This is a genomic window from Neomoorella carbonis, assembly GCF_045278715.1.
Classification (GTDB): Bacteria; Bacillota; DSM-521; order Neomoorellales; family Neomoorellaceae; genus Neomoorella; species Neomoorella carbonis.
Map to the genome: position 1 here is coordinate 521,558 of NZ_CP136420.1, position 25,748 is coordinate 547,305.

21 protein-coding genes, 3 pseudogenes and 1 CRISPR repeat array (1 of these 25 cut by a window edge) are annotated in these 25,748 nt (G+C 53.5%); of the genes and pseudogenes, 17 read left to right on the plus strand and 7 right to left on the minus strand.

Annotated features, from left to right (window positions below; all coding sequences use genetic code 11):
• Positions 1-503: direct repeats of the CRISPR family, unit length 30 nt; unit sequence GTTCGCAGCCTACCTATGAGGAATTGAAAC (it extends 4,107 nt beyond the left edge of the window).
• Between the two features lie 402 nt (positions 504-905).
• From MCACP_RS02575 to MCACP_RS02585, 3 genes and pseudogenes are all read right to left on the minus strand, one after another.
• Positions 906-2,250, minus strand: a pseudogene (locus MCACP_RS02575) (IS110 family transposase).
• A 351-nt stretch (positions 2,251-2,601) separates the two neighbouring features.
• Entirely contained in the window at positions 2,602-3,822 is a 1,221-nt protein-coding gene (locus MCACP_RS02580; protein WP_406677843.1) for an IS256 family transposase, read from the minus strand.
• Positions 3,823-4,296: 474 nt separating this feature from the next.
• Positions 4,297-4,629, minus strand: a pseudogene (locus MCACP_RS02585) (transposase); the annotation flags it as partial.
• Positions 4,630-4,717: 88 nt separating this feature from the next.
• Here MCACP_RS02585 and tnpA point away from each other — a divergent pair.
• From tnpA to MCACP_RS02630, 9 genes and pseudogenes are all read left to right on the plus strand, one after another.
• Positions 4,718-5,044 carry an IS66 family insertion sequence element accessory protein TnpA gene (tnpA, locus tag MCACP_RS02590; RefSeq protein WP_172613896.1) on the plus strand — a complete coding sequence of 109 codons (327 nt, stop codon included), beginning with the start codon at positions 4,718-4,720 and terminating at the stop codon, positions 5,042-5,044.
• Positions 5,038-5,394, plus strand: coding sequence for an IS66 family insertion sequence element accessory protein TnpB (gene tnpB, locus MCACP_RS02595; protein WP_406677844.1), 357 nt, complete (start codon positions 5,038-5,040; stop codon positions 5,392-5,394). The genes tnpA and tnpB overlap by 7 nt, the downstream gene beginning before the upstream one ends.
• An 80-nt stretch (positions 5,395-5,474) precedes the next feature.
• Positions 5,475-7,071 (plus strand): annotated as a pseudogene (gene tnpC / locus MCACP_RS02600) (IS66 family transposase).
• A 287-nt stretch (positions 7,072-7,358) separates the two neighbouring features.
• Positions 7,359-8,612 (plus strand): adenosylhomocysteinase, encoded by a 1,254-nt coding sequence (locus MCACP_RS02605; protein ID WP_406677845.1) that lies wholly within the window; start codon positions 7,359-7,361, stop codon positions 8,610-8,612.
• Between the two features lie 28 nt (positions 8,613-8,640).
• Positions 8,641-10,347, plus strand: coding sequence for an ABC transporter ATP-binding protein (locus tag MCACP_RS02610; protein WP_406677846.1), 1,707 nt, complete (start codon positions 8,641-8,643; stop codon positions 10,345-10,347).
• Positions 10,344-11,123 (plus strand): energy-coupling factor transporter transmembrane component T family protein, encoded by a 780-nt coding sequence (locus MCACP_RS02615; protein ID WP_406677847.1) that lies wholly within the window; start codon positions 10,344-10,346, stop codon positions 11,121-11,123. The genes MCACP_RS02610 and MCACP_RS02615 overlap by 4 nt, the downstream gene beginning before the upstream one ends.
• A 100-nt stretch (positions 11,124-11,223) precedes the next feature.
• The gene (locus MCACP_RS02620) at positions 11,224-12,012 is read left to right on the plus strand and encodes a QueT transporter family protein (protein WP_406677848.1); all 789 of its coding nucleotides are present in this window, start codon (positions 11,224-11,226) and stop codon (positions 12,010-12,012) included.
• Positions 12,013-12,131: 119 nt separating this feature from the next.
• On the plus strand, positions 12,132-13,607 hold the full coding sequence (locus MCACP_RS02625; RefSeq protein ID WP_406677849.1) for a long-chain-fatty-acid--CoA ligase: 1,476 nt from the start codon (positions 12,132-12,134) through the stop codon (positions 13,605-13,607).
• 69 nt (positions 13,608-13,676) lie between these two features.
• A complete protein-coding gene (locus tag MCACP_RS02630) occupies positions 13,677-14,258 on the plus strand; it encodes an HD-GYP domain-containing protein (protein WP_406677850.1) in 582 nt (193 codons plus the stop codon).
• Positions 14,259-14,316: 58 nt separating this feature from the next.
• Here the strand turns inward: MCACP_RS02630 and MCACP_RS02635 are convergent, their stop codons facing one another.
• Both MCACP_RS02635 and MCACP_RS02640 read right to left on the minus strand, forming a co-directional pair.
• Positions 14,317-14,763, minus strand: coding sequence for a hypothetical protein (locus tag MCACP_RS02635; RefSeq protein WP_406677851.1), 447 nt, complete (start codon positions 14,761-14,763; stop codon positions 14,317-14,319).
• Between the two features lie 15 nt (positions 14,764-14,778).
• Positions 14,779-15,489 carry a nitrite reductase gene (locus MCACP_RS02640; protein ID WP_406677852.1) on the minus strand — a complete coding sequence of 237 codons (711 nt, stop codon included), beginning with the start codon at positions 15,487-15,489 and terminating at the stop codon, positions 14,779-14,781.
• Positions 15,490-15,607: 118 nt separating this feature from the next.
• Here MCACP_RS02640 and MCACP_RS02645 point away from each other — a divergent pair, with 118 nt between their 5' ends.
• Both MCACP_RS02645 and queG read left to right on the plus strand, forming a co-directional pair.
• Positions 15,608-15,763: a hypothetical protein gene (locus MCACP_RS02645; RefSeq protein ID WP_406677853.1), complete on the plus strand. Its 156-nt coding sequence runs from the start codon at positions 15,608-15,610 to the stop codon at positions 15,761-15,763.
• Positions 15,764-15,798: 35 nt separating this feature from the next.
• Positions 15,799-16,902, plus strand: a complete 1,104-nt coding sequence (queG, locus tag MCACP_RS02650) for a tRNA epoxyqueuosine(34) reductase QueG (protein WP_406677854.1) — start codon at positions 15,799-15,801, stop codon at positions 16,900-16,902.
• Here the strand turns inward: queG and MCACP_RS02655 are convergent.
• Positions 16,886-17,620: a glucose-6-phosphate isomerase family protein gene (locus MCACP_RS02655; RefSeq protein WP_406677855.1), complete on the minus strand. Its 735-nt coding sequence runs from the start codon at positions 17,618-17,620 to the stop codon at positions 16,886-16,888. The genes queG and MCACP_RS02655 overlap by 17 nt on opposite strands.
• A 97-nt stretch (positions 17,621-17,717) precedes the next feature.
• Complete coding sequence (locus MCACP_RS02660) at positions 17,718-18,116, minus strand: hypothetical protein (protein WP_406677856.1); 399 nt, start codon at positions 18,114-18,116, stop codon at positions 17,718-17,720.
• Positions 18,117-18,263: 147 nt separating this feature from the next.
• Here MCACP_RS02660 and MCACP_RS02665 point away from each other — a divergent pair, with 147 nt between their 5' ends.
• From MCACP_RS02665 to hisC, 6 genes are all read left to right on the plus strand, one after another.
• Entirely contained in the window at positions 18,264-20,156 is a 1,893-nt protein-coding gene (locus MCACP_RS02665; RefSeq protein WP_406677857.1) for a PrkA family serine protein kinase, read from the plus strand.
• Between the two features lie 16 nt (positions 20,157-20,172).
• Complete coding sequence (gene yhbH / locus MCACP_RS02670; protein ID WP_406677858.1) at positions 20,173-21,336, plus strand: sporulation protein YhbH; 1,164 nt, start codon at positions 20,173-20,175, stop codon at positions 21,334-21,336.
• Positions 21,320-22,717 carry a SpoVR family protein gene (locus MCACP_RS02675; protein WP_406677859.1) on the plus strand — a complete coding sequence of 466 codons (1,398 nt, stop codon included), beginning with the start codon at positions 21,320-21,322 and terminating at the stop codon, positions 22,715-22,717. Before yhbH ends, MCACP_RS02675 begins: the two co-directional genes overlap by 17 nt.
• A 118-nt stretch (positions 22,718-22,835) precedes the next feature.
• Positions 22,836-24,134 carry a phenylacetate--CoA ligase family protein gene (locus MCACP_RS02680; RefSeq protein ID WP_406677860.1) on the plus strand — a complete coding sequence of 433 codons (1,299 nt, stop codon included), beginning with the start codon at positions 22,836-22,838 and terminating at the stop codon, positions 24,132-24,134.
• A gap of 13 nt (positions 24,135-24,147) precedes the next feature.
• The gene (locus MCACP_RS02685; RefSeq protein ID WP_062284570.1) at positions 24,148-24,579 is read left to right on the plus strand and encodes an ACT domain-containing protein; all 432 of its coding nucleotides are present in this window, start codon (positions 24,148-24,150) and stop codon (positions 24,577-24,579) included.
• Between the two features lie 8 nt (positions 24,580-24,587).
• Positions 24,588-25,703 carry a histidinol-phosphate transaminase gene (gene hisC / locus MCACP_RS02690; protein ID WP_406677861.1) on the plus strand — a complete coding sequence of 372 codons (1,116 nt, stop codon included), beginning with the start codon at positions 24,588-24,590 and terminating at the stop codon, positions 25,701-25,703.
• The last annotated feature ends 45 nt before the right edge of the window (positions 25,704-25,748 follow it).

A 25,748-nucleotide genomic window follows, 5' to 3' on the forward strand; every position in this document is an offset into this window, starting at 1 on the left:
AAAAGCTAAACAGTTCGCAGCCTACCTATGAGGAATTGAAACAAGTGGTTTTAGGAATAATAGGGATTATCGGCATTGGTTCGCAGCCTACCTATGAGGAATTGAAACCGGCCTTTTCCATAACAAATTCCTCCAACTTACCTGTTCGCAGCCTACCTATGAGGAATTGAAACCTGGCAGTTGGAAAGTTTTATACGGTAGCCGCCCAGGTTCGCAGCCTACCTATGAGGAATTGAAACCTTTAGTTCTTGCCATTATTATCATCCTCCAATATAGTTCGCAGCCTACCTATGAGGAATTGAAACTCCCTAAAAAGTCCTTCCCTTCAAGCCACGCATATAAGTTCGCAGCCTACCTATGAGGAATTGAAACATTTGACCAAATAGCCGGTATCCCGGTCGTAGAACGGTTCGCAGCCTACCTATGAGGAATTGAAACCGGCATGGACACAACTTCGGCCAGGAGTGTATCGTGTTCGCAGCCTACCTATGAGGAATTGAAACAATATAACCCGGCAGCCTGATAAGGGGGAGTGTAAATCATTTTGTGTAAATGGCAAAGCACCTATCTCAATAATTTGCTTCTATCTCGTTAAATCGCCTGCTCTCTTAGATTTTCAATTTTTTACGATAAAGTTCAAGAGGGCAGACTAAGCCTCCATCATCGTCCACAACAACAAGACGATGGTTTAATCTTTAAGTCTTGGGTAGTAACCTCACCACTTCCTGGCCCTCGGCTACCCTATCATGTCTCCCGGGGTCTATGCCCTGTTTCATTCCTTCGTTCGGCCTTTTGAGGGCGGGTGGGTTGCGCCTGGTACTTATGAGCAGGGTCTATGCCCTTATGGTGGTGATTAAGGCTTCCCCCACCCAAGACTTTTTACCTTGTGTTTGGGTTTTTACTTCTTAAGCTGCTTGCTGTAATTGGGCGCGGCGATAGTCGCCTAACACTTTGTCAGAGTCGTAGTTTTCTTTCTTCCTGGCCAGGCCGTACATCACCCGTAGCAATTTTACGGCTATGGCTATTAAGGCCTGCTTTTTCTTTAAGGGGTTTTCCCGCCTGGTCAGGAAGTAGTGGTACAACGCTTTAAATTCACGGTTCTTGGCTACTAGAGTTAGACTGGCTTGGTATAACAGGTTCCTTAATTCGGCTCGCCCGCGTTTGGATATTTTGCTTTGCCCGTTCTTCTGCCCGGAACTTTGTTCGCTTAAGTTCAGTCCGGCGAGTTTTTGGATTTGCTTCCAGTGCTCGTAATTTTGGGGATCGCCTATTTCGCCTAAAAAGCCGGCTACTGTTACCAGGCCTATACCGGGGATGCTTAATAAATTGCCTGCGATATCTATTCCTGCTAGTATGTCGGCCATGGCTGCTTCTGTTTGCTCGATCTGCTTTTGGTAAAAGGCTATTTCGTCCAGGCAGGCGTTTAGCTTGTGTTGGGCTCCGGTTAATCCTTCGGTTACTCCTATGGACCCCTGGGCCGTCTGGTAGAGGGCCTGGGCTCTTTTCATCCCTACCCGGTGGTTACTGGCTTCTTTTAATGCGGCGGCTAATTCTTCGAGTTTATAGGCTAATATTAACCTGGGGAAGGGCGCGGAGCAGGTGACGGACTGGACACAAAAGGAGCTGTTTATAGGCTAATATTAACCTGGGGAAGGGACAGTTCCTTAAGACCCATTGGGCTGCTTTGCCTAACAGGTTTTTGAATACTTGCCCCAGCTCGGGGAAGTATTCGTCCAGGATGGCCTGGAGTTGGTTTAAGGCGCTGTTTAGTTTCCGGCGTTGCTGCCGCCGGGTTACGGTCAGGTTCCTTAGTTCGGCATATTTTCCTTTGGGCAAAAGGCAGTGGAGGAAATTCCCGTCCTTGACTACTTTGGCTATTATCCCGGCGTCTTTTCGGTCGTTCTTGGTGGGGGAGTTACCCACTTCCTCTTTCCGCCTTTTGACGTGATAGGGATTGACTATCACTACTGTATAACCCTGCTCCTGGAGAAACCATGCTAAGGGTTTCCAGTAGTGGCCGGTGGGTTCCATGCCGATTACTACCCTTGTTGCCCTGGCTTTTTCTTTGGCTTCTTCCATTTTAGCCACTAGACGATAATAGCCTTCTTTGCTATTATGGAACTTGAAGGGTTTGACCACATCTAGTTCGATTTGGTTATAGATCCGTGCCCAGTGGTTGTGTTTGGCTACATCGATACCGACAATTATCACATCACCATGGACCAGTAATTTCTTTTGCACTTCATTCATACGGTTTCTCGCCTCCTGGTGGGTTTGTTTGTTTTGGTCTATTTTCTTTTTACCAGGAGGCTTTTTTATTGGCAACACCTACCTTAAATCATTACAGGAATGCTTATTAAATGGTGATACATAACTGGCTCTTATCCGGCAGGAGGATAGGGCAATGCTGAGGAGCAACCCGAGCGCCTGCCGGTATTCTGCCGGGGATAATGGGGGAGATGCAAGGTAACCTTTTCCCTCTCCCCACCTCTCCAAAGCACCAGAACCAATTATCCCTGGGAGAACTAAAGCGATAAACCTCGGGGGGTTGGGGGCAGAGCCCCCAAGAACTATCTCAGTTAATATTCCCTTGTAAGCCAGTTAAATAATCATTCTTGCCGTCAGTCTATCACCAAAGTAGATTATTAGTTGAGAAAGGCACCTTCCCCAATCTCGTATAGGCATGGTCCATTTTCTTGCAATGTCGAGGGTGGCCAGGTAGATAATTTTTCTTAAAGCCTCATCCGTCGGATAGGCCGTTTTAGTTTTAGTGACCTTCCTCAACTGCCGGTGATAACCCTCAACGGCATTGGTAGTATAGATAATCCGGCGTATTTCTGGCGGGTACTTGAAATAAGCAGTCAATTCCAGCCAATTGTTCTCCCATGATTTGATAACAAGTGGGTATCTTTTCTGCCATTTATCCTTGAACTCGCTGAACTTTAATTCCGCTTCCTCAAGGGTAAGGGCCTGATATACCTGCTTTAAATCGGCCATTAGTGATTTGCGGTCTTTGTAAGAAACATACTTGAGGGAATTGCGGATCTGGTGAATGACACAGAGTTGCACCTCGGTCTGCGGGAAAACCGCGTTTATGGCCTCAGAAAAGCCCGTTAGACCGTCTTTACAAACTATCAGGATATCCTCCACGCCCCGGTTTTTTAAATCGTTTAGTACGCCGAGCCAAAAGCTGGCACTTTCGCTCTCGCCAATCCAGATGCCCAGGATATCCTTATGGCCCGTAACGCTGATACCCAGAACCGTATAGGCAGCCTTATTAACAATGCGGTTATCCTGTTTTACCTTGAAGTGAATGGCATCGAGGTAAACGATAGGGTAGACAGGATCTAATGGCCGTGACTGCCATTCGATTATCTGGGGGAGAATTTTATCCGTTACCTTGCTGACCAGGACCGGTGATACCTCGATCCCGTAAATGTCTTTCATCTGGTCCTCGATATCCCGGGTGGACATACCTTTGGCGTACATGGCTATTATCTGGTCTTCCAGCTCGTTGGCGGTAGTTTGGTACTTGCGGATAATTTGGGGTTCAAACTCACCATTGCGGTCCCGGGGAATCTTTATTTCCGTTTTACCTGCTCTGGTCTTAATAGTTTTCTGGCTATACCCGTTACGGCTATTCCCGGTATTAATTCCTTCCGGCGAATTCTTGGGATAGCCTAAATGGTGCTCCATTTCGGCTTCAAGAACCTGTTGAATGGTATCCTTGAATAGTTCTTTAAGCTTTTCCTGGATGTCACCAATAGTCCTACATTCTTTGGCCAGTTCTTTGGCTAGTGCATTTCCTGCTGGGTCTTGCATAAATGGTCATCTCCTTTATTGGTAGTATTGACCATTTACACAAAACTTTTTACGTCCTCCTCTCCCGCCTCTGGAAAACCGTCCTGGCTCTCGCTGTTCGCAGCCTACCTATGAGGAATTGAAACATGTATTGTTCAATTGTATCCTCTAACTTTAGTAAGTTCGCAGCCTACCTATGAGGAATTGAAACAATATGCCCAGGTTTAATGAGGGTGCGGAGGGATGCGTTCGCAGCCTACCTATGAGGAATTGAAACGTGGACGGGCCATATATCGAGTTATTCGCCCGGTACGTTCGCAGCCTACCTATGAGGAATTGAAACAAGGGCTTTATAAAGACCCGCGGTAAAATGTCAAGACCCTGAACTGGAAATTTTAATGTCTCAAAATGTAAAAAGGCAATAAGAAACCAAGCCGGCAAAGCAAAACAATAATTACCAGCACGAACAGTAAAAGACAGTTGCAAAAGAAATGTTTAACCCAACCTCCTTTGCCGGTAAATTTGGCCCTCACTCAGCAGCGTGAAGACCATGCGCACTAGCTTGCGGGCAGTCAAGACCAGGGCACGTTTATGGTGATGATGCCTGGCTTCGGTAAATTTCTTACGGTAGAACGCGGCATATTCCGGCTCCCGCACCCGGACGGAATTAGCCGCTTCAATGAGGTAGTACCGTAAGTAATAATTACCGGACCTGGTGAGGGGGATATCCTCGGCAGAAAACTTGCTGGACTGATGCTGCCGCCAGGTCAGGCCTGCAAATTTAGCAAGGGCATTGTGGTTTTTAAACCTGGAAATGTCACCAATTTCGTAAGCGTCAAATACAACCCACCTTGGCGCAATATCCGAGTATAGGGGATAATCCTCTTCAGAACACAGGCTGAGGAGGAATTTCTTTATGACCAAAGCCGAACGGCAAGCACTATGGGAAACCCGGATAGCCGAATATAAGATGAGCGGGCAAAGCGTTAAAGAATGGTGCGCCGCCCATGAAGACGTTAGCCCCAAACAATTATGGTACTGGCTGCGGAAGTATAAAAACCAGGATGTAGTTTCCTCGGGAAAATCAAATCGGTGGTTGCCGGTAGAAGTAACCGACCAGACATCTATAGAACAGGGCCATACTTTACTGGTCAAAATAGGACCGGCCAGCATCGAGGTAAGATCCGGCTTTGATCCCGCCTTGCTTTCTCAGGTGGTTAAGGTGCTGGTAGCTTTATGCTAAACGAAGCAGGCATCGACCGGGTTTATCTCGCCTGCGGCGCAACGGATCTGCGCAAGTCCATTGACGGCCTGGCGGTGCTGGTCAAGGAAGGGTTTGAATTGGACCCCTTCTCTCCCTGCCTTTTTGTTTTCTGCAACCGCCAGCGGGACAAACTAAAGATCCTCCACTGGGAGCACAATGGATTCTGGCTTTATTACCGCCGGCTGGAGAAGGGCAAATTTCCCTGGCCGCAAGATATCACTTCTTCCACCATCACCGTCACTCGCCGGGAACTGCGCTGGCTGCTTGACGGCCTCCCCATCAAACAGTCCCAGGCCCATCCCGAGGTAAAAGCGCGCACCATCTTGTAATATAAAGCACCAGAAAGAAATATTTTCTGTTTGTGGTTGATTCTAGAGGAATTCGAAGCGATTCGTCGAATCATTAATGCATGAACACTTCGCAATCTATCGCTGCCATGACCATAGAAGAGCTGCAAAGCCGCTGTCTACAGCTGGAAGAGCAGTGTAGATGGCTGGAACAACAGAATGCCGAACTGACCGCCAAGTTAAACTGGTTTATGGAGCAGTTTCGTTTAAGCAAGAAGCGGCAATTCGGTGTTTCCAGCGAACGGACCAAGCCTTTAGAAGAGCAGCTTTTACTTTTTAATGAGGCGGAAGTGGAAGCCCGGCCGGAGGCAGCGGAGCCGGATTTGGAAACCATCACCTACCAGCGCCGTAAAACACACAGCCGCCGGGAGATGAACCTGGAAGATCTGCCGGTAGAAGTAGTAGAGCACCGCCTGCCGGAAGAAGAACGGGTCTGCCAAAGCTCACGGCGGTCCCTTGCATGAAATGAGCACCGAGGTGCGGCAGGAACTCAAAGTAATCCCGGCCCAGGTGAAAGTGGTCAAACATGTGCGCTACGTTTATTCCTGCCGCCGCTGCGAGCGGGAAGAGATAACCACTCCCGTTGTCACGGCGCCGATGCCTGCTCCTGTACTTCCCGGGAGCCCGGTATCTCCCTCCCTCATGGCCTACATCATGACCCAGAAATACGGGGCGGGGTTACCCCTCTACCGCCAGGAGCAGCAGTTTAAAGGTTTGGGGATAGACCTTTCCCGGCAGACAATGGCCAACTGGGTGCTCCATGGAGCCAACACCTGGCTAACCCTTATTTACGACCGCCTCCATGAACACCTGCTTAAAAGAGATATCCTCCATGCCGACGAGACGACCTTACAGGTGCTTCAGGAACCCGGAAGGGAAGCTACCACCAAGTCTTATCTCTGGCTTTACCGTACCGGGCGGGACGGACCCCCCATCATCCTTTACGACTATCAGACCACCCGGGCCGGCAAACACCCCCGCCGCTTCCTGGCAGGTTTTAAGGGTTATTTACACGTCGACGGCTATGCCGGTTACAACGAACTTCCGGATGTCACCCTGGTCGGCTGCTGGGCCCATGCCCGGCGCAAGTTTGACGAAGCATTAAAGGCCCTGCCGGAAGATAAACGCAATGCACCCGTAGCCGCCCGGGAGGGGCTGGAGTACTGCAACCGGCTCTTTGCCATCGAGCGCGAGTTGAAAGATAAAACACCAGAGGAACGCTATCAAATCCGCCAGGTGCGCAGCCGGCCCGTGCTGGACGCCTTTTTGGCGTGGCTTAAAAACCAAAAAGCCCGGGTACTGCCCAAAAGCACCTTTGGCCAGGCCATTTACTATTGCCTGGGCCAGTGGGATAAACTCGTAGCCTTTTTGCAAGACGGGCGTCTGGAACTTGACAACAACCGCAGCGAACGCTCCATCAAGCCCTTCGTCATCGGCCGCAAGAACTGGTTGTTTGCCAACACCCCACGGGGCGCCAAAGCCAGCGCTATTACCTACAGCATTATAGAAACGGCCAAGGAAAATAATTTAAATCCCTTCCACTATCTCATTTACCTCTTCGAAAAACTTCCCAACCTGGACCTCCAGGACAAAAATGCCCTGGATCAACTCCTGCCGTGGTCCGCTTCATTACCTCCAATTTGCCGGATAAATAATTAAGCTTGTTTTAGCCCCCACCTCGGTGATAGGTGGGGGTTATTTTACGCTTACGGTTATCCTGCTTTACTTTGAAGTGAATGGCATCAAGGTAAACGAGAGGGTAGAAACCTGCCGGCTATTTTTTTACTATTTTTGGGCAGCCTATTTACCAAAAGGCAGGATTCTACCTCCTGGTGAAGAATAAAACATTTGATTAAGGAAGGCAAATCTTTGCAGATGGCAGCGACACACCGCTGCAGCCTGCCTGCCGGTAGGATTGAAAGGTAAAGTTTAAGGAGGAAACGCTGATGCCAGCATCAATCATTCGCGATCCCAACCTGGCTCCCGAAGGCCGGTTGAAGATCGACTGGGTCCGCAACAACATGCCTATCTTAAATGAAATTCGCCGCGACTTCGAAGAGCGCCGCCCCTTTGCCGGCAAGCGGGTGGCCATCTGCCTGCATCTGGAGGCCAAGACCGCCTACCTGGCCCTGGTCATCAAGGCCGGGGGAGCGGAAGTAGCCATCTGCGGTTCCAACCCCCTTTCCACCCAGGACGACGTTTGTGCCGGGCTGGCCAGCCAGGGGGTTGCCGTTTACGCCCGCCACGGCTGTACGGCGGAGGAGTACAATACCTTCCTGAACAAAGTCCTGGACACCAGGCCTAATCTCATCATCGATGACGGCGGCGACTTGGTCCACCTCCTTCATACCGGCCGGCGGGAACTCCTGCCGGAGATTATCGGCGGCGCCGAGGAAACGACAACCGGGATTTTACGCCTGAAGGCCATGGAAGCCGAGGGGGTGCTGGCTTTCCCCATGGTCGCCGTTAACAACGGTGACTGCAAGCACCTCTTTGACAACCGTTACGGCACCGGTCAGTCCACCTGGGACGGGATCATGCGCAACACCAACCTGACGGTCTGCGGCAAAACTGTGGTCGTGGCAGGCTACGGCTGGTGCGGCAAGGGTGTGGCCATGCGGGCCAAAGGCCTGGGCGCCCGGGTGATTGTCACCGAGGTCAACCCCATTGCCGCCAACGAAGCCCTTATGGACGGCTTTCAGGTCATGCCCATGCGGGAAGCGGCCAGGTATGGGGATTTCTTTGTTACCGCTACCGGCTGCAAGGACGTCATCCGCGGCGAGCACTACGCCGTGATGAAGGACGGGGCAATCCTCGCCAATGCCGGTCATTTTGATGTGGAAATAAATAAACCGGAACTGATGGCCATGGCCAGGAGCCACCGGGTGGCCCGCCGCAACATCGAAGAGTTCGTCCTGGAAGACGGCCGGCGCATCTATCTCCTGGCCGAGGGGCGCCTGGTGAATATCGCCGCAGCCGACGGTCACCCGGCGGAGATCATGGACCTCACCTTCGCCCTCCAGGCCCTCTCCCTGGACTACCTGCTGAAGAACGCCGGCAAGCTTCCCGCCAGGGTTCTTCCCGTGACTGAAGAAATCGACCGCCGGGTGGCGTCCTTACGCCTGCGCTCCCTGGGGGTGGAGATCGATACCCTGACCGAAGAACAGGAACGCTACCTGGCCAGCTGGCGCCACGAGTAGGTGGCGCTCCTAAAAAGAGGTATCCTCAATGAGCCTTATTGAAATCCGCAACCTGGAATTTACCTATAAAGACGGTACCCAGCCGGCCCTGAAGGGGATTGACCTGGATATTAACCCCGGTGAATTTATCGTCATCATGGGCCACAGCGGGGCCGGCAAGTCAACCCTGTGCCTGACTTTAAACGGCCTGGTTCCCAATTTGAAAAAGGGCGTTTTTAAAGGCGAAGTAAAGATTAAAGGTACACCAACGATCGGGCATAAGGTCAGCCACTTTGCCCGGACGGTGGTCCTGGTATTCCAGGATTTTGAAACCCAGCTCTTCTCCACCAGCGTAGAACTGGAGGTCGCCTTCGGACCGGAGAATTTCAATGTTCCGCCGGAGGAAATCAAGGAACGGGTGCGGGAAGCCCTGCAAAAGGTCCGCCTGACGGGATTTGAAAACCGGCAGCCGGCCAACCTTTCCGGAGGCCAGAAGCAGCGCCTGGCTATAGCTTCGGTGCTTTCCATCCAACCGGAGATTATTTGCATGGATGAGCCGACGACCGATCTCGATCCTGTAGGCAAGTATGAGGTTTTCAGCATCGCCAGCGCCCTGCGGCAGGAAAAGCGCATGACCATGATCATTGTCGAGCATGAGGTGGAGGAGGCCCTGGAGGCCGACCGCATTATCCTCATGAAGGAAGGGACTATCCTGGCGCAGGGTACGCCAAGGGAAATACTTAGTCAGAGCGATCTCCTGGCCAGCTGCGCGGTGAAACCCCTGGATATGGCCGAACTCTTCGGCCGGTTGGGTTTCAAAGAACTGCCTTTGACGGTAGAGGAAGGCCTGGAGGCGTGGCGGCGGGCCGGGCTGACCCTGAACCAGGAACGTTACCGGTCCATGGTTGCAGCCCAGCAGTCAGCCCGGGAAGGGAAATACGGCCAACCCATTATTGAAGTCAAGGGTCTGCGCCACAGCTATGACAAAGATTTTGAAGCCCTGAAGGGTATAGATCTCACTATCCGCGAGGGTGAGTTCGTGGCCATCCTGGGGCAGAACGGCAGCGGCAAGACCACCCTGGTCAAGCATTTCAACGGCCTGCTCCGGCCGACCGCCGGGGAAGTTAGGGTAGCCGGGATGGATACGCGGGCGGAAAGCATCGATAAATTCGGCCGTGTGGTGGGGTATGTGTTCCAGAACCCGGACCACCAGATTTTTGCCGGGACCGTAAAGGAAGAAGTGGCCTACGGACCTAAACTCTACGGTGTGCCCCCGGCTGAGATTGAAGAGCGGGTCAGGGACGCCCTGCAGGCTGTAGAACTGGCAGGCATGGAGGCAGAAGACCCCTTTTCCTTGACCAAAGGCCAGCGGCAGCGGGTGGCTGTGGCCTCGATCCTGGCGGCCAAACCCCGGGTGATCATCCTGGATGAACCGACGACGGGCCTGGATTATAAAGAGCAGCGGGGTATGATGGAGTTAATCCGGCGGCTCAATGACATGGGTCACACCATTATCATGGTCACCCACAGCATGTGGGTAACGGCTGAATATGCCCACCGGGTAATCGTCGTTAAGGATGGGCGGGTGGTAATGGACGGCCCCACGCGGGAAATATTTGCTCGGGAAGAAGAACTGGAAGCCGCCTTCTTAAAGCCGCCCCAGATCGTTCGCTTCAGCAACCGCCTGGGGACTACCTGCCTCAGCGTGGAGGAAGTAATGGCCTGCCTGGAAGGCCGCGAGGGGGGAGCAGAGTGAATCTCTATTTATACCTGGACAAGGACACCATTGTCCACCGTCTGGACCCCCGGGCCAAAATCTTGATTTTAATCTGCACCTTTGCTATACCCCTCCTCAATGACCACCCCTTATGGGTGGCGGGAGCGACGCTCTTGATTCTAATCTACGGTATGCTGGCCCGGTCTCTGGGGAATATCGCCCGCATTAAAACCATCCTGGTTTTAATCTTCATTTTCTCCTCCCTGATGTGGTTTATTTTTGCTAAAGGGACCACGCCTCTGTTCTGGCGCGTGACGAGGGAATCGGTCATGTACGGTTTGGCCACCGGCCTCAAAATCGATGCCATGATTATCGCCGGGCTGATCTTCCTGTCGACTACCAAAAATGAAGAGATTACCCAGGGCCTAATCAAGCTGGGCCTCCCTTTTGCCGTAGCCTTTGCCTTTTCTACGGCCCTTAGGCTGGTACCTACCTTTGTGGGCGCCGGGGCCACAGTCTCCCAGGCCATGCGGTCCCGGGGGCTGGATATTGATTCCGGCTCCTTTCTGGAAAGGATTAGAAAATATGTACCCCTGCTGGTGCCTATTTTTCTTTCTTCCATTCGCAATACCGATAGCCTGGCTATGGCCCTGGAAAGCAAAGGTTTTGGCAGTTCTCCCCGCAGGACCTTTTATTTGCAGTTAAAATGGCGACCGGTTGATACTCTCTTTCTGGCCTTTTTCGTAGTTCTCACCATCTTCAACGCCTGGGCTAAAATCGAGGGCCTTACGTCAATAAGTGGTTTAATAAAATAAAAGGGAGGTGGTGTATCATAAAATAATGGGGAGGTGATGTTTCCTCATCTTTGCTGGCGGGACAAATCGTAAAAAATTTTCCCGGAAGGGGGAGAAGGCAATGAAAGAGCTATGGACCATGTGGAAGAACACCCGGATGATAACCATGACCGCCCTCACGGCAGCCATTTTTGCCGCCCTTTTAATCCCTTTTAAAGGTATCCCGATTATCCCCGGCATCACTGAATTTCGGCCGGCCCAGATTATCGCTACTACCTTTCCTCTTTTCTTCGGACCAGCCGGCGCCTGGGGTGTGGCCATCGGCAACTTGATCGGCGATTTTTTCGGCACGCTGGGTCCCGGCAGCTTTTTTGGCTTTTTCGGCAACCTTTTTGAAGGCTATGTGATTTATAAGATCTGGCAGGCATTGAAGAAGGAGCCCACCATTAAATCCGGCGGCGACCTTTTCCACTATGTTTTGGCCGTTATTTTGAGCGGGGCTACCTGCGCCATGATCATCGCCTGGGGCCTGGAAGTCCTGGGGATGTTTCCCTTCGCCGTCCTGGGTACTATTATTACCTTAAATAATGTTATTGTCCCCATATTCCTGGGGCCGCCCTTAATCCTGCTCCTTTATCCCCGGATTAAGAAGTGGGACCTGATCTGGACAGAGGTTATGGATGCCGAAGACATCAGCACTGTCAAGTCGCCCGCCCTGGGCCTGGCCCTGATGTGGATCGGCGGTCTGGGAGGGTTGATTGTCGGCCTGATTTTATCCACTGGCCTCTACGGTGCGAAACTGGCCGGCTTTGGTGCCGGACACACAGGTACAGGGGTTATTCTCGGTCTAATTCCTTTCATCATTATCTTTCTGGCTTCGGCCCTCGCCTTTCCCTCAAAGGGGCAGTAGCCGGTAAAAAAGATGGGTTAATTTCCCGGTGTACCTCTAAGCGAAATTCCCTGCCAGGCAGGAAAACTCGAAATGGCAGGGAATTTTTTTATGTACGTTTTTGAAAGGAGGTTCCCGGGATGTTACTCTGGCAGCTACCCCGGCGACATCGAGAAAAAATCGGGCAACCGGCTCTGGTTTATCAAGGGCAACAGATCACTTACGGCGAGCTGGTCGAATGGATCGACGCCTACGCCAGGATGTTCCAGGAACTGGGTGTCAGGCCCGGCGAAAGGGTGGCCATCTGTTCTCCCAACTGTCCGGAATTCATTTACAGCTACCTGGGAGCCCTGCAGGCGGGGGCCATTGTTGTACCCTTGAACCTGATGCTGACCCGGGAAGAAATCGCCTTTATTATTCGCGATGCCGGCTGCAGCACCATGGTTATTCACAGGGTGATTGTGGAGCGTACGGGCCTGGCCCAGCAGCAGGCAGCTGCTCTGGGCTTGAAACACCTGCTGGTCCTTGACGAGAAGACCACGGCCAGGGCCCGGGCTGCGTCACCGGCACCGCCGGCGGCGGCATCGGAGGAAGATATCTGCGTTTTCCTCTACACCTCCGGCACTACCGGCCGGCCCAAGGGAGCCATGCTGAGCCATAGAAACTTCCTGGCAGATATTGAAGCCATGGACGCCGTCTCCAATCTGGGCCCTGAAAACAACTTCTTATGCGTGCTGCCAATGTTCCACAGTTTTGCCTGGACGACCAGCGTCCTCCTGCCCCTGTACCTGGGCAGTACCATCACCATTAAAGAAAGCTTCCAGCCCAAGGATACTTTGAAAACCCTCACCGAAGAAAATATCACCGTCTTCTGCGGCGTACCATCCATGTATGCCGTCCTCCTGCGTATGGGCGAGAAAGGCCAGTTTAAAACCCTGAAGTTTGCCATTTCCGGCGGGGCTCCCCTGGCGGCAGAAGTCCAGCGCGGCTTTGAGGAAAAATTTTCTTTTCCCCTGGTGGAGGGCTACGGCCTTTCTGAAGCGGCGCCGGTGGTCTGCCTGAATCCTCTGTACGGCGTCCGCAAGCCGGGGTCCATTGGCCTCCCCCTGCCGGGAGTGGAGGTTAAAGTGGTGGACGACAATGATCAGGAAGTAGCGGTGAATGAAGTGGGAGAGCTGGTAGTCCGCGGTCCCAACGTCATGGCCGGCTATTACAACCAGCCGGAAGAAACGGCCGCCGCCTTAAGGGGCGGCTGGCTCCATACCGGTGACCTGGCACGGCGGGATGAGGACGGTTATTTTTACATTATCGACCGCAAGAAAGACATGATCATCCTCGGCGGCTTTAATGTCTATCCCCGGGAGGTGGAGGAAGTCCTCCTGACCCACCCGGCCGTTCAGGAAGCGGCAGTGGTCGGCGTCGGTGACCCGCTCAAGGGAGAGACGGTAAAGGCTTATATTGTTTTAAAGGAGGGGGCCTCTGCCGACAGGCGGCAGTTACAGGAGTTCTTAAAAGAACACCTGGCTGTCTACAAGATCCCCCGCTTATTTGAATTTGTGGCAGAGCTGCCCAAAAGCCCTACAGGCAAGGTGCTGAAAAAGCTGTTGAAGGGTTAGGGAAAATCACCTTGAGTCATGTCATATTTTCGGTTAAAATGGTAACAGGCGGGAAGAGGAGTGGTCCCGGTGTCGGTGGCACCAGAGGTGGCAGGTTTACTGGATCGCCTGCGTAAACACAGCATGACGACTTACCAGCATTCCTGCAATGTCGGTAACCTTGTCTGCGCCCTGGCTGAGGGACTGGGGCTCCATCAGGAAGAAGTAAACATCATTACCCTGGGAGGCCTGCTGCACGATATAGGAAAAACGCAGGTGCGGGCGGCCATCCTTCACAAGGCGGCGCGTTTGACGGCGCCAGAATGGGAGGTAATGCGCCGCCACCCGGAATTCGGCGTCCAGATCCTGGCCGGTAATGAAAAATTTGGGGTCCTTGAGCCCCTGGTGGCCTACCACCATGAACGCTGGGACGGGCAGGGTTATTACGGCCTGGGAGGTAACGACATCCCCCTGGGAGCCCGTATTATTGCCCTGGCCGATGCCTTTGACGCCATGACATCCTGCCGGGCCTACCAGTATTCCAAAAATTTGCTGGACGGCATCCAGGAGCTGGCGGCAGGGGCGGGCAAACAGTTCGATCCCCGCCTGGTGCAGCTGTTTTTTGATGTCATGCCAGCCATTCTCAAGCGCAACAGCCGCCGGGCTGGTTGAAGATAGGTATCAGGCAGCAAAAAGCCACCGGGTATAAAAAACCGGTGGCTTTTTAAATTTACCTTTTCTTGCGTTCCTGGTAGGCCTGCAACAACCTGCCGCCGGTGTCGGGGTTGTGGCGGCCGACCTGCATCAGGTAGGCAGAAACACTGCCCTCATAGTCGAAGTTTTCTCCCAGGAGGGCCAGCTCCAGGGCACGGCGGGTGACGTTGATCACACATTCTTCTTCATGGTTGTCGCGGCAATCCTGGCACTGCAGCAAAACTTCTACCAGGGCAGCAATTAGATCCTGCTGGTAGTAGACGCGCAGGTCGTCCTGGGGGATCAGCTCGTGTCCCCGGGGAATGCGGACGGTATTTTTCTGCCGGGCATAGGCCAGGGCCGTCTGGGCGAAACCAATCAGGCAGTGGGCTTTATTACAGGTGCCGCATTCGGTCACCGTCTTGCAGCAGCGGTCGATGGCTCCCTGGATCTTTTCCAGGTCGACATTACGGGCAGTCATCATGCTAGACCTCCAATCTCAAAAACCGGCGAAGGCGAGAAAGTCATTTTCTTCCTGCGGGCGGTACCGGGTCAGAAAATCCTCAGGCGGCAGGAAAGGTTCCAGACCCACCCGGGCAATGGTGTTGCAGATGCGCTCCCGGGGTTCGGCCAGGGCATCGTAACGTTCCAGGATAAAAGTGAGGAGATTTATGACCCCTTCCCCGGTAATGCCGGTGGCAATGGGACGGGCATGGATGGGTTTACGGCTGCCGCCCCGGCCGCCCAGGTAGACGTTATAGGTATCGTTGCCGGTGGCAATAATGCCGTAATCGGCGCAGAGGGGATCGGTGCAGCCGCGGTGACAGCCGGCTAAGGCGATTTTAAAGTCACAGGGAGTAGGCCGGTCCATGAACCGGTCCTGGATTTCTCCGCCCAGCTCGAAAACGTCGCTTAAAGACCGCTGGCAGAGGTCCTTGTTGCCGGCGCAGGCCTTGACATTGCGCACGATTTCGCCGAAAACGCCGACCCTTAAGCCAAGAGCGGCAACACCGGCCCGTAAATCCTCCAGCTTTGTTTCCGGGATGACGAAAATCAAAGTCTGGCGGGTAGTCAATTTGCAGTAACGGCATTCAACGGCTTGAGCCAGTTCTCCCAAGCCGGAGACTTGTGCAGGTGTAAGTATGCCGCACCTGGCGACGATGCCTACTCCCAGGTAACCGGAGCGTTGTTTGAAAATAGCGTCCCCCATTCTATCACCTCCAGTAGTAATTACTACTATTTCTTTATAAAGGGGTAAATTCCTGCTTATAAGGTAAACTCTGCCGGGCTATACTAAGGGGGAAAAGGTTAGGAGGGATTAGATCGAGATGGGTGCCGACAACGCTCCGCTGAGTTACCGCTGCAGCCGCTGCGGCAATACCTTTAAGGTCAATCCGGGCGGCGCCAGTATCTGTCCTGTGTGCGGTTTTAACTGTGGACCTGATAAGTGCCGGCAATTGGAAACTTCGGATGAAGGTTATTAAAATTAAATTAAGGAAAGGTAGAGGAGAACCGGATTATGCTGGCAAGCGATCTGAAAGAATGGGCTTCACGCCGGGGCCTGGTCCTGGGGATAGCCCCGGTCCGGCCCTTTGTATTTGGTGAGGAAGCTTTAAAATGGCGGGCGGAAAGAGGCCTAAAAACCCCTTTTGCCAGCGGCAGCCTGGAAGAGCGTTGCCGGCCCCAGGTCCTTTATCCTGCGGCCCGTTCCCTGGTAGTGGTGGCCAGGCCTCACCCGGAGCCGGCCGTTCCTCCGGGACCGGGGGAGGGGCTGATTGCCCGATACGCCCTTGGGCCCGATTACCATGGCGAGCTGCAGGGCCATCTTCGGGACCTGGCCGGCCTTTTACAGCAGGCCGGTGCCAGTTTGACCGCCATCCAGGTGGATAGCGGCCCCCTGCTGGAAAGGGAGGCCGCTTACCTGGCCGGACTGGGATATTACGGCGCCAGCTGCAACCTGATTATACCGGGACTGGGATCGGGTGCCTCCCTGGGACTCCTGATAACCGACCTGGAGCTGGAACCCGGTGTACCCCTGGAACCAGCTGCCTGCGAGGACTGCGGCCGTTGCCTGGCAGCTTGCCCCTCGGGAGCTTTAGTAGCCCCGGGCCGCCTGAACCCGGAACGCTGCCTGTCCTACCTGACCCAGAAGCGGGGTGTGATCCCGGCAGAACTGCGCCCCTTTTTTAAGCAGTATATCTGGGGCTGTGATGCCTGTCAGGAAGCCTGCCCGGCCAACCGGCGGGAAAGGGGGGGATTACGAGCAGAAGCAACATCCGGTTCAGAGCAGAGGCTAACATGGCCGGACCTGGCTGCCATTATTACTATGGATAAGCATCAATTTAAGCAGATCTTTGGTCCTACGGCTCTGGCCTGGCGGGGAAAAACTGTGCTCCAGCGCAATGCCGTCCTTGTCCTGGGCAACCGGAGTGACCCGCAGGCCCTGGCACCTTTAGAGCAGGCTCTGCGGGCCCCGGCCGCTGTGTTACGGGGGCATGCCGCCTGGGCCCTGGGGCGCCTGGGTGCGGCGGCCCGTCCGGCCCTGGAAAGGGCCCGCCGGGAAGAAACCGACCCCTGGGTGCTCCGGGAGATTGAGGAAGCCCTCACTACTTTAAAATTTTAAAGGCTTCCGGTTCGGTCACAAAGGCCTCGTACAATGATTTATTTTTAACAATACTAACGGGCTGGTTGAGATTAGGGGCGGCAACCATTTTCAGGGCTACCGAGTTCTGGTAATGAGTATTTTTAACAAAGTCGCCCTTCCCATCTTCGCCCTCCAGGTAGTAATAGGCGGCACCACGCTTCTCCCGGAAGGGGCCGTAAAGGGAGGAAAAGTGGCTCTCAATGAGATTGGCCATGACCAGGGGCTGGCTGCCGGGGTTGATGGTTACATGGCCGTAGGCCGGAGGGATGAATACCTTATCGCCTTTTTTGGCTTCGACGGCCATTATTTCTTCCACTTCACCGCTGCGGTTATTTTTCTGCAGCAGGTAAATGGCTTCCCCTTCAAGTACTTCGTAGTACTCGGGATAGGTTTCGGAAGAGTGGGGTTTCAGCGGGTGAAAGTGCCCTACGGTTTTAATATACTCTTTACCAATGGTACCCGGCAGGACAACGGTGATATCATAGCGGATATCGTGCTGCTGGTACAATTGCCGGTCCTTTTCCAGGCACACGCCCCGGTACATGTAATAAAGGGGGCGGTCGCTGGGCGGGACATCGGCATAGAGAACCGGCAGGGCATCAGCGAGGCGCCGGATATCCGGCTGCGGGGCTAATACCCCGCTGGCAAAAGTTAAAAGACCACTGGGTTCCAGGGTAAAATGCTTGCCTAAGATCATGGAGGATGACCTCCCCGGATTATTTTCTTTACCATTATAACCTACTGGCACTGAAAAACAACCCTTTTTGGGACAGAGATGCTACTGCTGCCAGTAGTTAGGACTGCCTTTGCCCGTACATCTCCCGGAAGATGCGGGTGATAACCCTTTTTTCTTCTTCATCAAACAGGCGGGTCACGGAAAATTCCACCACGGTTGTCAGGGTACCATCGGGCAGCTCGTAAATCTCTGACTTGACAATATGTCCGTAGCCCAGGACCTCCTCGCTTTTAGTCACAATCAGGGCTTCCATACCTACCGGATGGGCCAGCTTATGGCCCTGGCGGAAAAATCCCAGAATAATATTGCCACTGGTGCGCTTCCACAAGAGCAGGTTTTCGCCGTCGCCTTTTTGCTCGTTGGGTTTTTGCGGCAGTTCATCCACCGGCAGGCGGATCAGCCAGGTAAACTCGTACTTGTACCCCAAACCCATCACCTCGGCGATATTTTTTGCCAATCCTTATATAATCATTCGGCCTCACTCCTTAATTTTCCTGCTTCTGTCAGGGCTCTTCTTTTTCCGGTTCGTGATACATATTTATATAATACTCCTACCTTATACTTGCTGCTATTTTTCCTTTTCCCTGGAAAGGAGGAAGGGCCGGTGAAAATCCTGCAGCGTCTGGAGGAATACCGCCAGGAAGCCAAAAAGTTGTACTGGGAAGGTACCTTTGCCGATTACCTGGCCATGGTGATTAAGAATCCCCAGCTGGCGCGGCTGGCCCATGCCCGGATTTATGACATGATTGCTGCCGCCGGGGTGGAAGAAGTCGACGGCGTTAAGCGCTACCGCTTTTTCAGCGATGAAATCTTCGGGCTGGAGCGGACCCTGGAAAAGCTGGTAGAAGAGTATTTTCATTCGGCCGCCTGCCGCCTGGATGTGCGCAAGCGCATCTTGCTCCTCATGGGGCCGGTCAGCGGCGGCAAATCGACCATTGTAACTATGCTCAAGCGGGGCCTGGAAAGGTACAGCCAGACCGATGCCGGCGCCGTCTACGCCATTAAAGGATGTCCCATGCATGAAGAACCCCTGCACCTCATTCCCCGGGAACTCAGGCCGGAGTTTCAAAAGGAATACGGCATCTATATCGAAGGCAGTCTCTGTCCTGTCTGCCAGCTGATGGTCGAAGAGAAGTATGACGGCCGGGTGGAGGAGGTACCGGTGGAACGCATCATACTTTCGGAAGAGAAACGGGTCGGCATCGGCACCTTCAGCCCTTCTGACCCCAAGTCTCAAGATATTGCCGAACTCACCGGCAGTATCGATTTTTCCACTATTGCTGAATATGGGTCGGAATCAGACCCCAGGGCCTATCGCTTTGACGGGGAACTCAATATTGCCAACCGGGGGATCATGGAGTTCCAGGAAATGCTGAAATGCGATGAAAAATTTCTGTATAATCTCCTCAGCCTCTCCCAGGAGGGTAACTTTAAAGCCGGCCGTTTTGCTTTGATCTCGGCCGACGAGGTAATAATAGCCCACACCAACGAAGCGGAATACCGGGCCTTTATCAGCAACCCCAAGAATGAAGCCCTGCAGTCAAGGATTATGGTTATTACTATTCCTTACAACCTGAAGGTGCGGGATGAGGTGAAGATTTATCAAAAACTGATCCGCCAGAGCGATATTACCGTTCACATTGCACCCTTCGCCCTCCAGGCGGCAGCCATCTTTTCCATCCTTTCCCGCTTAAAGGAATCGAAAAAGCAGGGTATGGACCTCTTAAAGAAGATGAAGCTTTATGACGGCGAGGATGTAGAGGGCTTTAAGCAAAAGGACGTCCTGGAACTCATGAATGAAGTCGAGGGGGAGGGGATGAGCGGTGTCGACCCCCGCTATGTCATCAACCGCATTTCCAGCGCCCTGATAACTGCCGACACCCGCTGCATCAATGCCCTGGATATCCTGCGGGCTTTGAAGGACGGCCTGGACCAGCATCCCTCCATTACCAAAGAAGATAAGGAACGCCTCATTAATTTCATTGCCCTGGCGCGCCAGGAATACGATGAATACGCCAAGAAGGAAGTTCAGCGGGCCTTTGTTTACTCCTATGAAGAATCGGCCCGGGCATTGTTTAACAACTACCTGGATAATGTGGAGGCCTATGTCAACAAGACCAAAGTCCGCGACCCCATTACCGATGAAGAGATGGATCCCGATGAAAAGCTCATGCGTTCTATTGAAGAACAAATTGGCGTTACTGAGAACGCCAAGAAGGCCTTCCGGGAAGAGATCCTCATCCGCCTTTCTTCCTATGCGCGTAAGGGCAAGACCTTTGACTATAACTCTCACGAGCGCCTGCGGGAGGCCATTGAGAAAAAGCTTTTTGCCGATATGAAGGATATTATCAAGATTACCACTTCCACCCGGACGCCGGACCCGGAGCAGTTGAAGCGCATTAACGCCGTTATCGACCGTCTCATTTCCCAGCACGGCTATTGCCCGGTCTGCGCCAACGAGCTGTTGAAATACACCGGCAGCCTCTTAAACCGCTAGACCCGGGGTGATGACCATGGATACCCAGTACACCCTTTCACGGGAAGACTGGTCCCTGCACCGGAAAGGCTACCTGGACCAGCAGCGGCACCAGGAAAAGGTGCGGGAAGCCATCAGGAAAAATCTACCCCAGATTATTACCGAAGAAAGTATAATCATGGGCAAGGGCAAAAAGGTGGTCAGGATACCTATCAGGAGCCTGGAGGAGTACCGCTTTCGTTTCAATTACAACCAGGGCCGGAACGTCGGCCAGGGCAGCGGCGGCACCCGGAAGGGAACGGTCATCGGTCGCGAGGTCTCTGAGGGTGCCGGAAAAGGATCGGGAGCTGGCGACCAGCCGGGAATTGATTATTACGAAGCCGAGGTCACCCTGGAGGAAGTCCAGGAAATGCTTTTCCAGGACCTGGAGCTTCCCAATCTTCAGGAAAAGAAAAAACCCATCCTGGCTTCGCCCACCTATGAATTTCGCGACGTCCGCCGCAAAGGGCTTATGGGTAACCTGGACAAAAAACGCACCCTCCTGGAGAATCTCAAACGCAATGCCATGAAGGGAAAGCCCGGCATCGGCGGCATCACCCCGGAAGACCTGCGGTTTAAAACGTGGGAGGAAAAAATGCGTTATGAGACCAGCGCCGTGGTTCTGGCCATGATGGATACCTCCGGCAGTATGGGGACCTATGAGAAGTATATCGCCCGGACCTTCTTTTTCTGGATGGTGCGTTTCCTGCGCAGCAGGTACCAGCAGGTAGAAATTGTCTTCATCGCCCACCACACCCAGGCCAGGGAAGTAACTGAAGAAGAATTCTTTGCCAAGGGCGAAAGCGGCGGCACCCGCTGTTCTTCCGCCTACCAGCTGGCCCTGGAGATTATTGATAAGCGCTATCCCCCGGCGGATTATAATATCTACCCCTTTCATTTCAGCGACGGCGATAACCTTCCCAGCGACAACGAGGCCTGCCTGGAGGCCGTACAGCAGCTTTTGCCCAAAGTAAACCTTCTGGGCTACGGGGAAATTGTCAACCCTTATTACCGGACCAGCACCCTGATAAATGTCCTGAAGCGCATCCAGGATGAACGCCTGGTGATAGTGGCCATCAAAGATAAAAGTGAGGTTTACCAGGCCCTGCGCGAATTTTTTGCCGGTTCAAAAGGGAGGGACCCCGGTGGAACAAGAATTTAAGGCCCTTGCCAAAGCCATCGAAGTCATTCACGACCAGGCCAGGAAATTTGGCCTGGACTTTTTTCCCATGCGTTTTGAACTCTGCCCGGCCGATGTAATCTATGCCTTTGGCGCCTACGGCATGCCCACCAGGTTTACCCACTGGACCTTTGGCAAGCACTTCTATAAGATGAAGCTCCAGTATGACTTTAACCTGAGCCGGATTTACGAGCTGGTTATCAATTCCGACCCCTGCTACGCTTTTTTACTGGAGGGCAATGACCTGATCCAGAATAAACTGGTCATTGCCCACGTCTTCGCTCACAGCGATTTTTTTAAGAATAACATTCACTTTGCTCCTACTTCCCGCCACATGGTGGAAACTATGGCCGCCCATGCAGCCAAAATAAGGGAGTACGAGTTTAAATACGGCCGCCGGGAGGTAGAAATTTTCCTCGACGCCGCCCTGTCCATCCAGGAGCATATCGAGCCCCCGGCCATTTTTCCGGCAGCGGAAGAGGAGGGAGAAAAGGACACCGCGCACTCCCGCCCTCCGGAGACACCCTATGATGACCTGTGGGCACTGGACGGCAAACCGAAGGAACAGCCCAGGGAACGTACCCGCAAAATACCACCGCGGCCAACTAGGGATATGCTGGCCTTTATCATGAAGCACAGCCCCGAGCTGGAGGATTGGCAGCGGGACATCCTGGCTATAGTCAGGGAAGAAATGCGGTATTTCTGGCCCCAGTTGGAGACGAAAATCATAAATGAGGGCTGGGCCACCTACTGGCACGTCCGCATTATGCGGGAACTGGATTTAACAGAAGAAGAAACCATCGAATTTGCCCACCTCCATGCCAGCGTCATCCAGCCGGGTAAAATGCAGATCAACCCTTATTATGTGGGTAGCAAAATCTTTGAGGACATTGAAAAGCGCTGGGATACACCCTCTCAGGAAGAAAGGGAACGCTACGGCCGCCGGGGTGGGGAGGGCCGGGCCAAAATCTTTGAGGTCCGTACCTGTGAAAACGATATCTCCTTCCTGCGTAACTACCTAACCCGGGAACTGGTGGAAGAGCTGGATCTCTTCCTTTACCAGAAGGTAGGGTCAGAATGGGTAGTTGTGGAGAAGGACTGGGAAAAAGTGCGTGACGGCCTGGTCAGCCGCCTCACCAATTGCGGTTTTCCTTATATCGTCGTCGAGGATGGCGACTACCAGCGCCGGGGCGAGCTCTATCTCAAGCATTGCTATGAAGACCTGGAGCTGGACGTCCCTTACCTGGAAAAGACCCTGCCCTACGTTTACCTGTTGTGGGGCCGGCCGGTCCACCTGGAAACCGTCATTGACGGCAAGACGGCTGTTTTTAGTTATGATGGCAAGAAAAATAGCCGTCGCTGATTTCCAGGCAGGATTTCCTTTTTTGATGTGGAAATATCTTAAATTATGTACGGCTGGAGAAATAAGTATTGCGCTCTTAGATTGCGTGCCTCTGACTTCTAATATGGGGGGAGTATGGTTGTACTGGAACGAAAGATACGAGTGTATGCCGGAGGAAGAATTAAGGGAACTCCAGCTGGAACGTCTCCAGGCGACGGTCAAAAGAGCCTTTTTTAACGTGCCTTTTTACCGCAAAGCCTTCCAGGCCATCGGCCTGGAGCCGGGCGATATTAAAAGCCTGGATGATCTCCACAAATTGCCCTTCACCACCAAACAGGATTTACGGGACAATTATCCCTTTGGCATGTTTGCCGTGCCCATGAGCGAAGTGGTACGCATCCACTCTTCATCGGGTACGACCGGCAAGCCGACGGTGGTCGGTTATACCCGCCATGATATCGACGTTTGGGCCGAGCTCATGGCCCGGGCCCTGGTCTGCGGCGGGACAACCCGTCACGATATCATCCAGAACGCCTATGGTTACGGCCTCTTTACAGGCGGCCTGGGGATTCATTATGGCGCGGAGCGCCTGGGGGCGTCTGTTATCCCTATCTCCGGCGGCAATACCAAGCGCCAGGTAATGATCATGAAGGATTATGGCAGTACGGTCCTTACCTGTACTCCCTCCTATGCCCTGCACATTGCCGAGGTAATGGCCGAGATGGGTGTCAGCCCGGAGGAGTTAAAGCTCCGGTGCGGTATTTTTGGTGCCGAACCCTGGTCGGAAAATATGCGCCAGGAGATCGAGAAGCGGCTGGGGATCAGCGCAGTTGATATCTACGGCCTGAGTGAAGTTATCGGCCCCGGGGTAGGGATCGAGTGCCAGGCCAAAAACGGCCTGCACGTTTTTGGCGACCATTTTCTGGTAGAAGTCATTGATCCGGTAACAGGGAAGCCGGCGCCGCCGGGACAGCTGGGCGAGCTGGTCATTACGTCCCTCACGAAAGAGGCCCTGCCGGTCATCCGCTACCGCACCAGGGATATTACCAGCCTGCTCCCCGGGAAGTGCTCCTGCGGCCGTACCCACGTCCGGGTGGCCCGCTTCACCGGCCGAACGGACGACATGCTCATTATCCGCGGGGTCAACGTCTTCCCCTCCCAGGTTGAGAGCGTGCTCCTGGAGATGGGCGGCACCGAGCCCCATTACCTCCTCATTGTCGACCGCCAGGGAGCCCTGGATACCCTGGAGGTCAAGGTGGAGGTTTCAGACTCCCTTTTCTCCGATAAAGTACGGGGACTGGAAGAGCTGGAAAAGCGCCTGGTCAGCGAGCTGGAAAGCACCCTGGGCATCAGCGTGAAAGTTACCCTGGTGGAGCCCAAAACTATCGAACGCAGCGAAGGCAAGGCCGTAAGGGTAATTGATAAGCGGAAGATATGAGAGGGGCGAGACTATGAAAATCAAGCAGCTCTCGGTGTTTCTGGAGAACAAGTCGGGCCGGCTGGCGGCAGTAACGCGCCTGCTGGCCGGGCGGGGGATCAACATTCGCGCCCTGTCCATTGCCGACACTTCTGACTTTGGCATTTTACGCCTCATCGTCAACGATCCGGAACAGGCCTACCACGCCTTGAAGGAAGCGGGTTTCACCGTCAGCCTCACCGAGGTCCTGGGGGTGGAAATGCCTGACAGGCCCGGAGGGTTGAGCAACATCCTGTCTATCCTTGAAGAAGCCGGCATCAACATCGAATACCTCTATGCCTTCATCGGTAAGGGCGATAACGGTGCCCTGGTGATCTTCCGCGTTGAAGAGCTGGATAAAGCTATTGCCATCCTCCAGAGGAGGGGTATAACCATCCTGGAAGGGGAAAAAATTTATCGTTTATAGCGAAGGAGATGAAATTAAAATTGGCCACTGTACCTGCATGCCGGGAAGCCATCCTGGCCATTAAGCCCTATGTACCCGGGAAACCAATTGAAGAAGTCCAGCGTGAACTGGGGGTACAGGATGTAATTAAACTGGCGTCCAATGAAAATCCCCTGGGCCCTTCCCCGGATGCCGTCCAGGCTTTAAGGGAGGCCAGCGAGAGGGTTTACCTGTACCCGGACGGGAACTGCTATTACTTGAAAAATGCCCTGGCGGAAAAACTGGGTGTTTCCCCGGAGAACATCATTGTAGGTAACGGAACCGATGAGATAATAAAAATGCTGGCCGAGACCTACATCAACCCCGGAGATGAAATAGTCGTCGCCGATCCTACTTTTTCTGAGTATGAGTTTGCCGCCCAAGTCATGGCCGGTCGAGCCATCAAAGTCCCCTGCCGCAGTTTCCGCCACGACTTGAAGGCCATGGCCGCCAGTATAACGCCCCGGACACGGATGGTCTTTATTTGTAACCCCAACAATCCCACGGGTACCATTGTCGGCCAGATGGTCCTGGACAGCTTTTTAAAGGAAGTACCTCCTTCCGTCCTGGTGGTTCTGGATGAAGCCTATGCCGATTATGTAACGGCCGAGCACTATCCTGACAGCCTGGCCTATATCCGTTACGGGCGGGCCAACGTCATTGTCCTGCGTACATTCTCGAAAATTTACGGCCTGGCGGGCCTGCGGGTGGGATACGGCGTGGCCGTGCCGGAAGTTATCAGGAACCTGAACCGGGTGCGGGAGCCTTTCAACGTTAATCTCTTAGCCCAGGCGGCGGCCGTTGCCGCCCTCAAGGATGAGGCCCATTACAAGAAGAGCCGGGAGATAAATATAGAAGGTAAACAGTACCTCTACGAACAGTTTGCAGCCCTGGGCCTGCAGTATGTTCCTACAGAGGCCAATTTCATCTTTGTCGACATCCAGCGGGACAGCCGCGCCGTTTTCCAGGAGCTTTTAAAAAGAGGTGTGATTGTCCGTACGGGCGATATCTTTGGGTATGATACTTACCTGCGGGTGACCATAGGTACACCGCGGCAGAATGAACGCTTTATTAAGGCCTTGCGGGAAGTTTTGGGTCGGGCGTAAAAATCAGGAATATATCCCTCCTTTCCTTGATATTTATGTTATAGC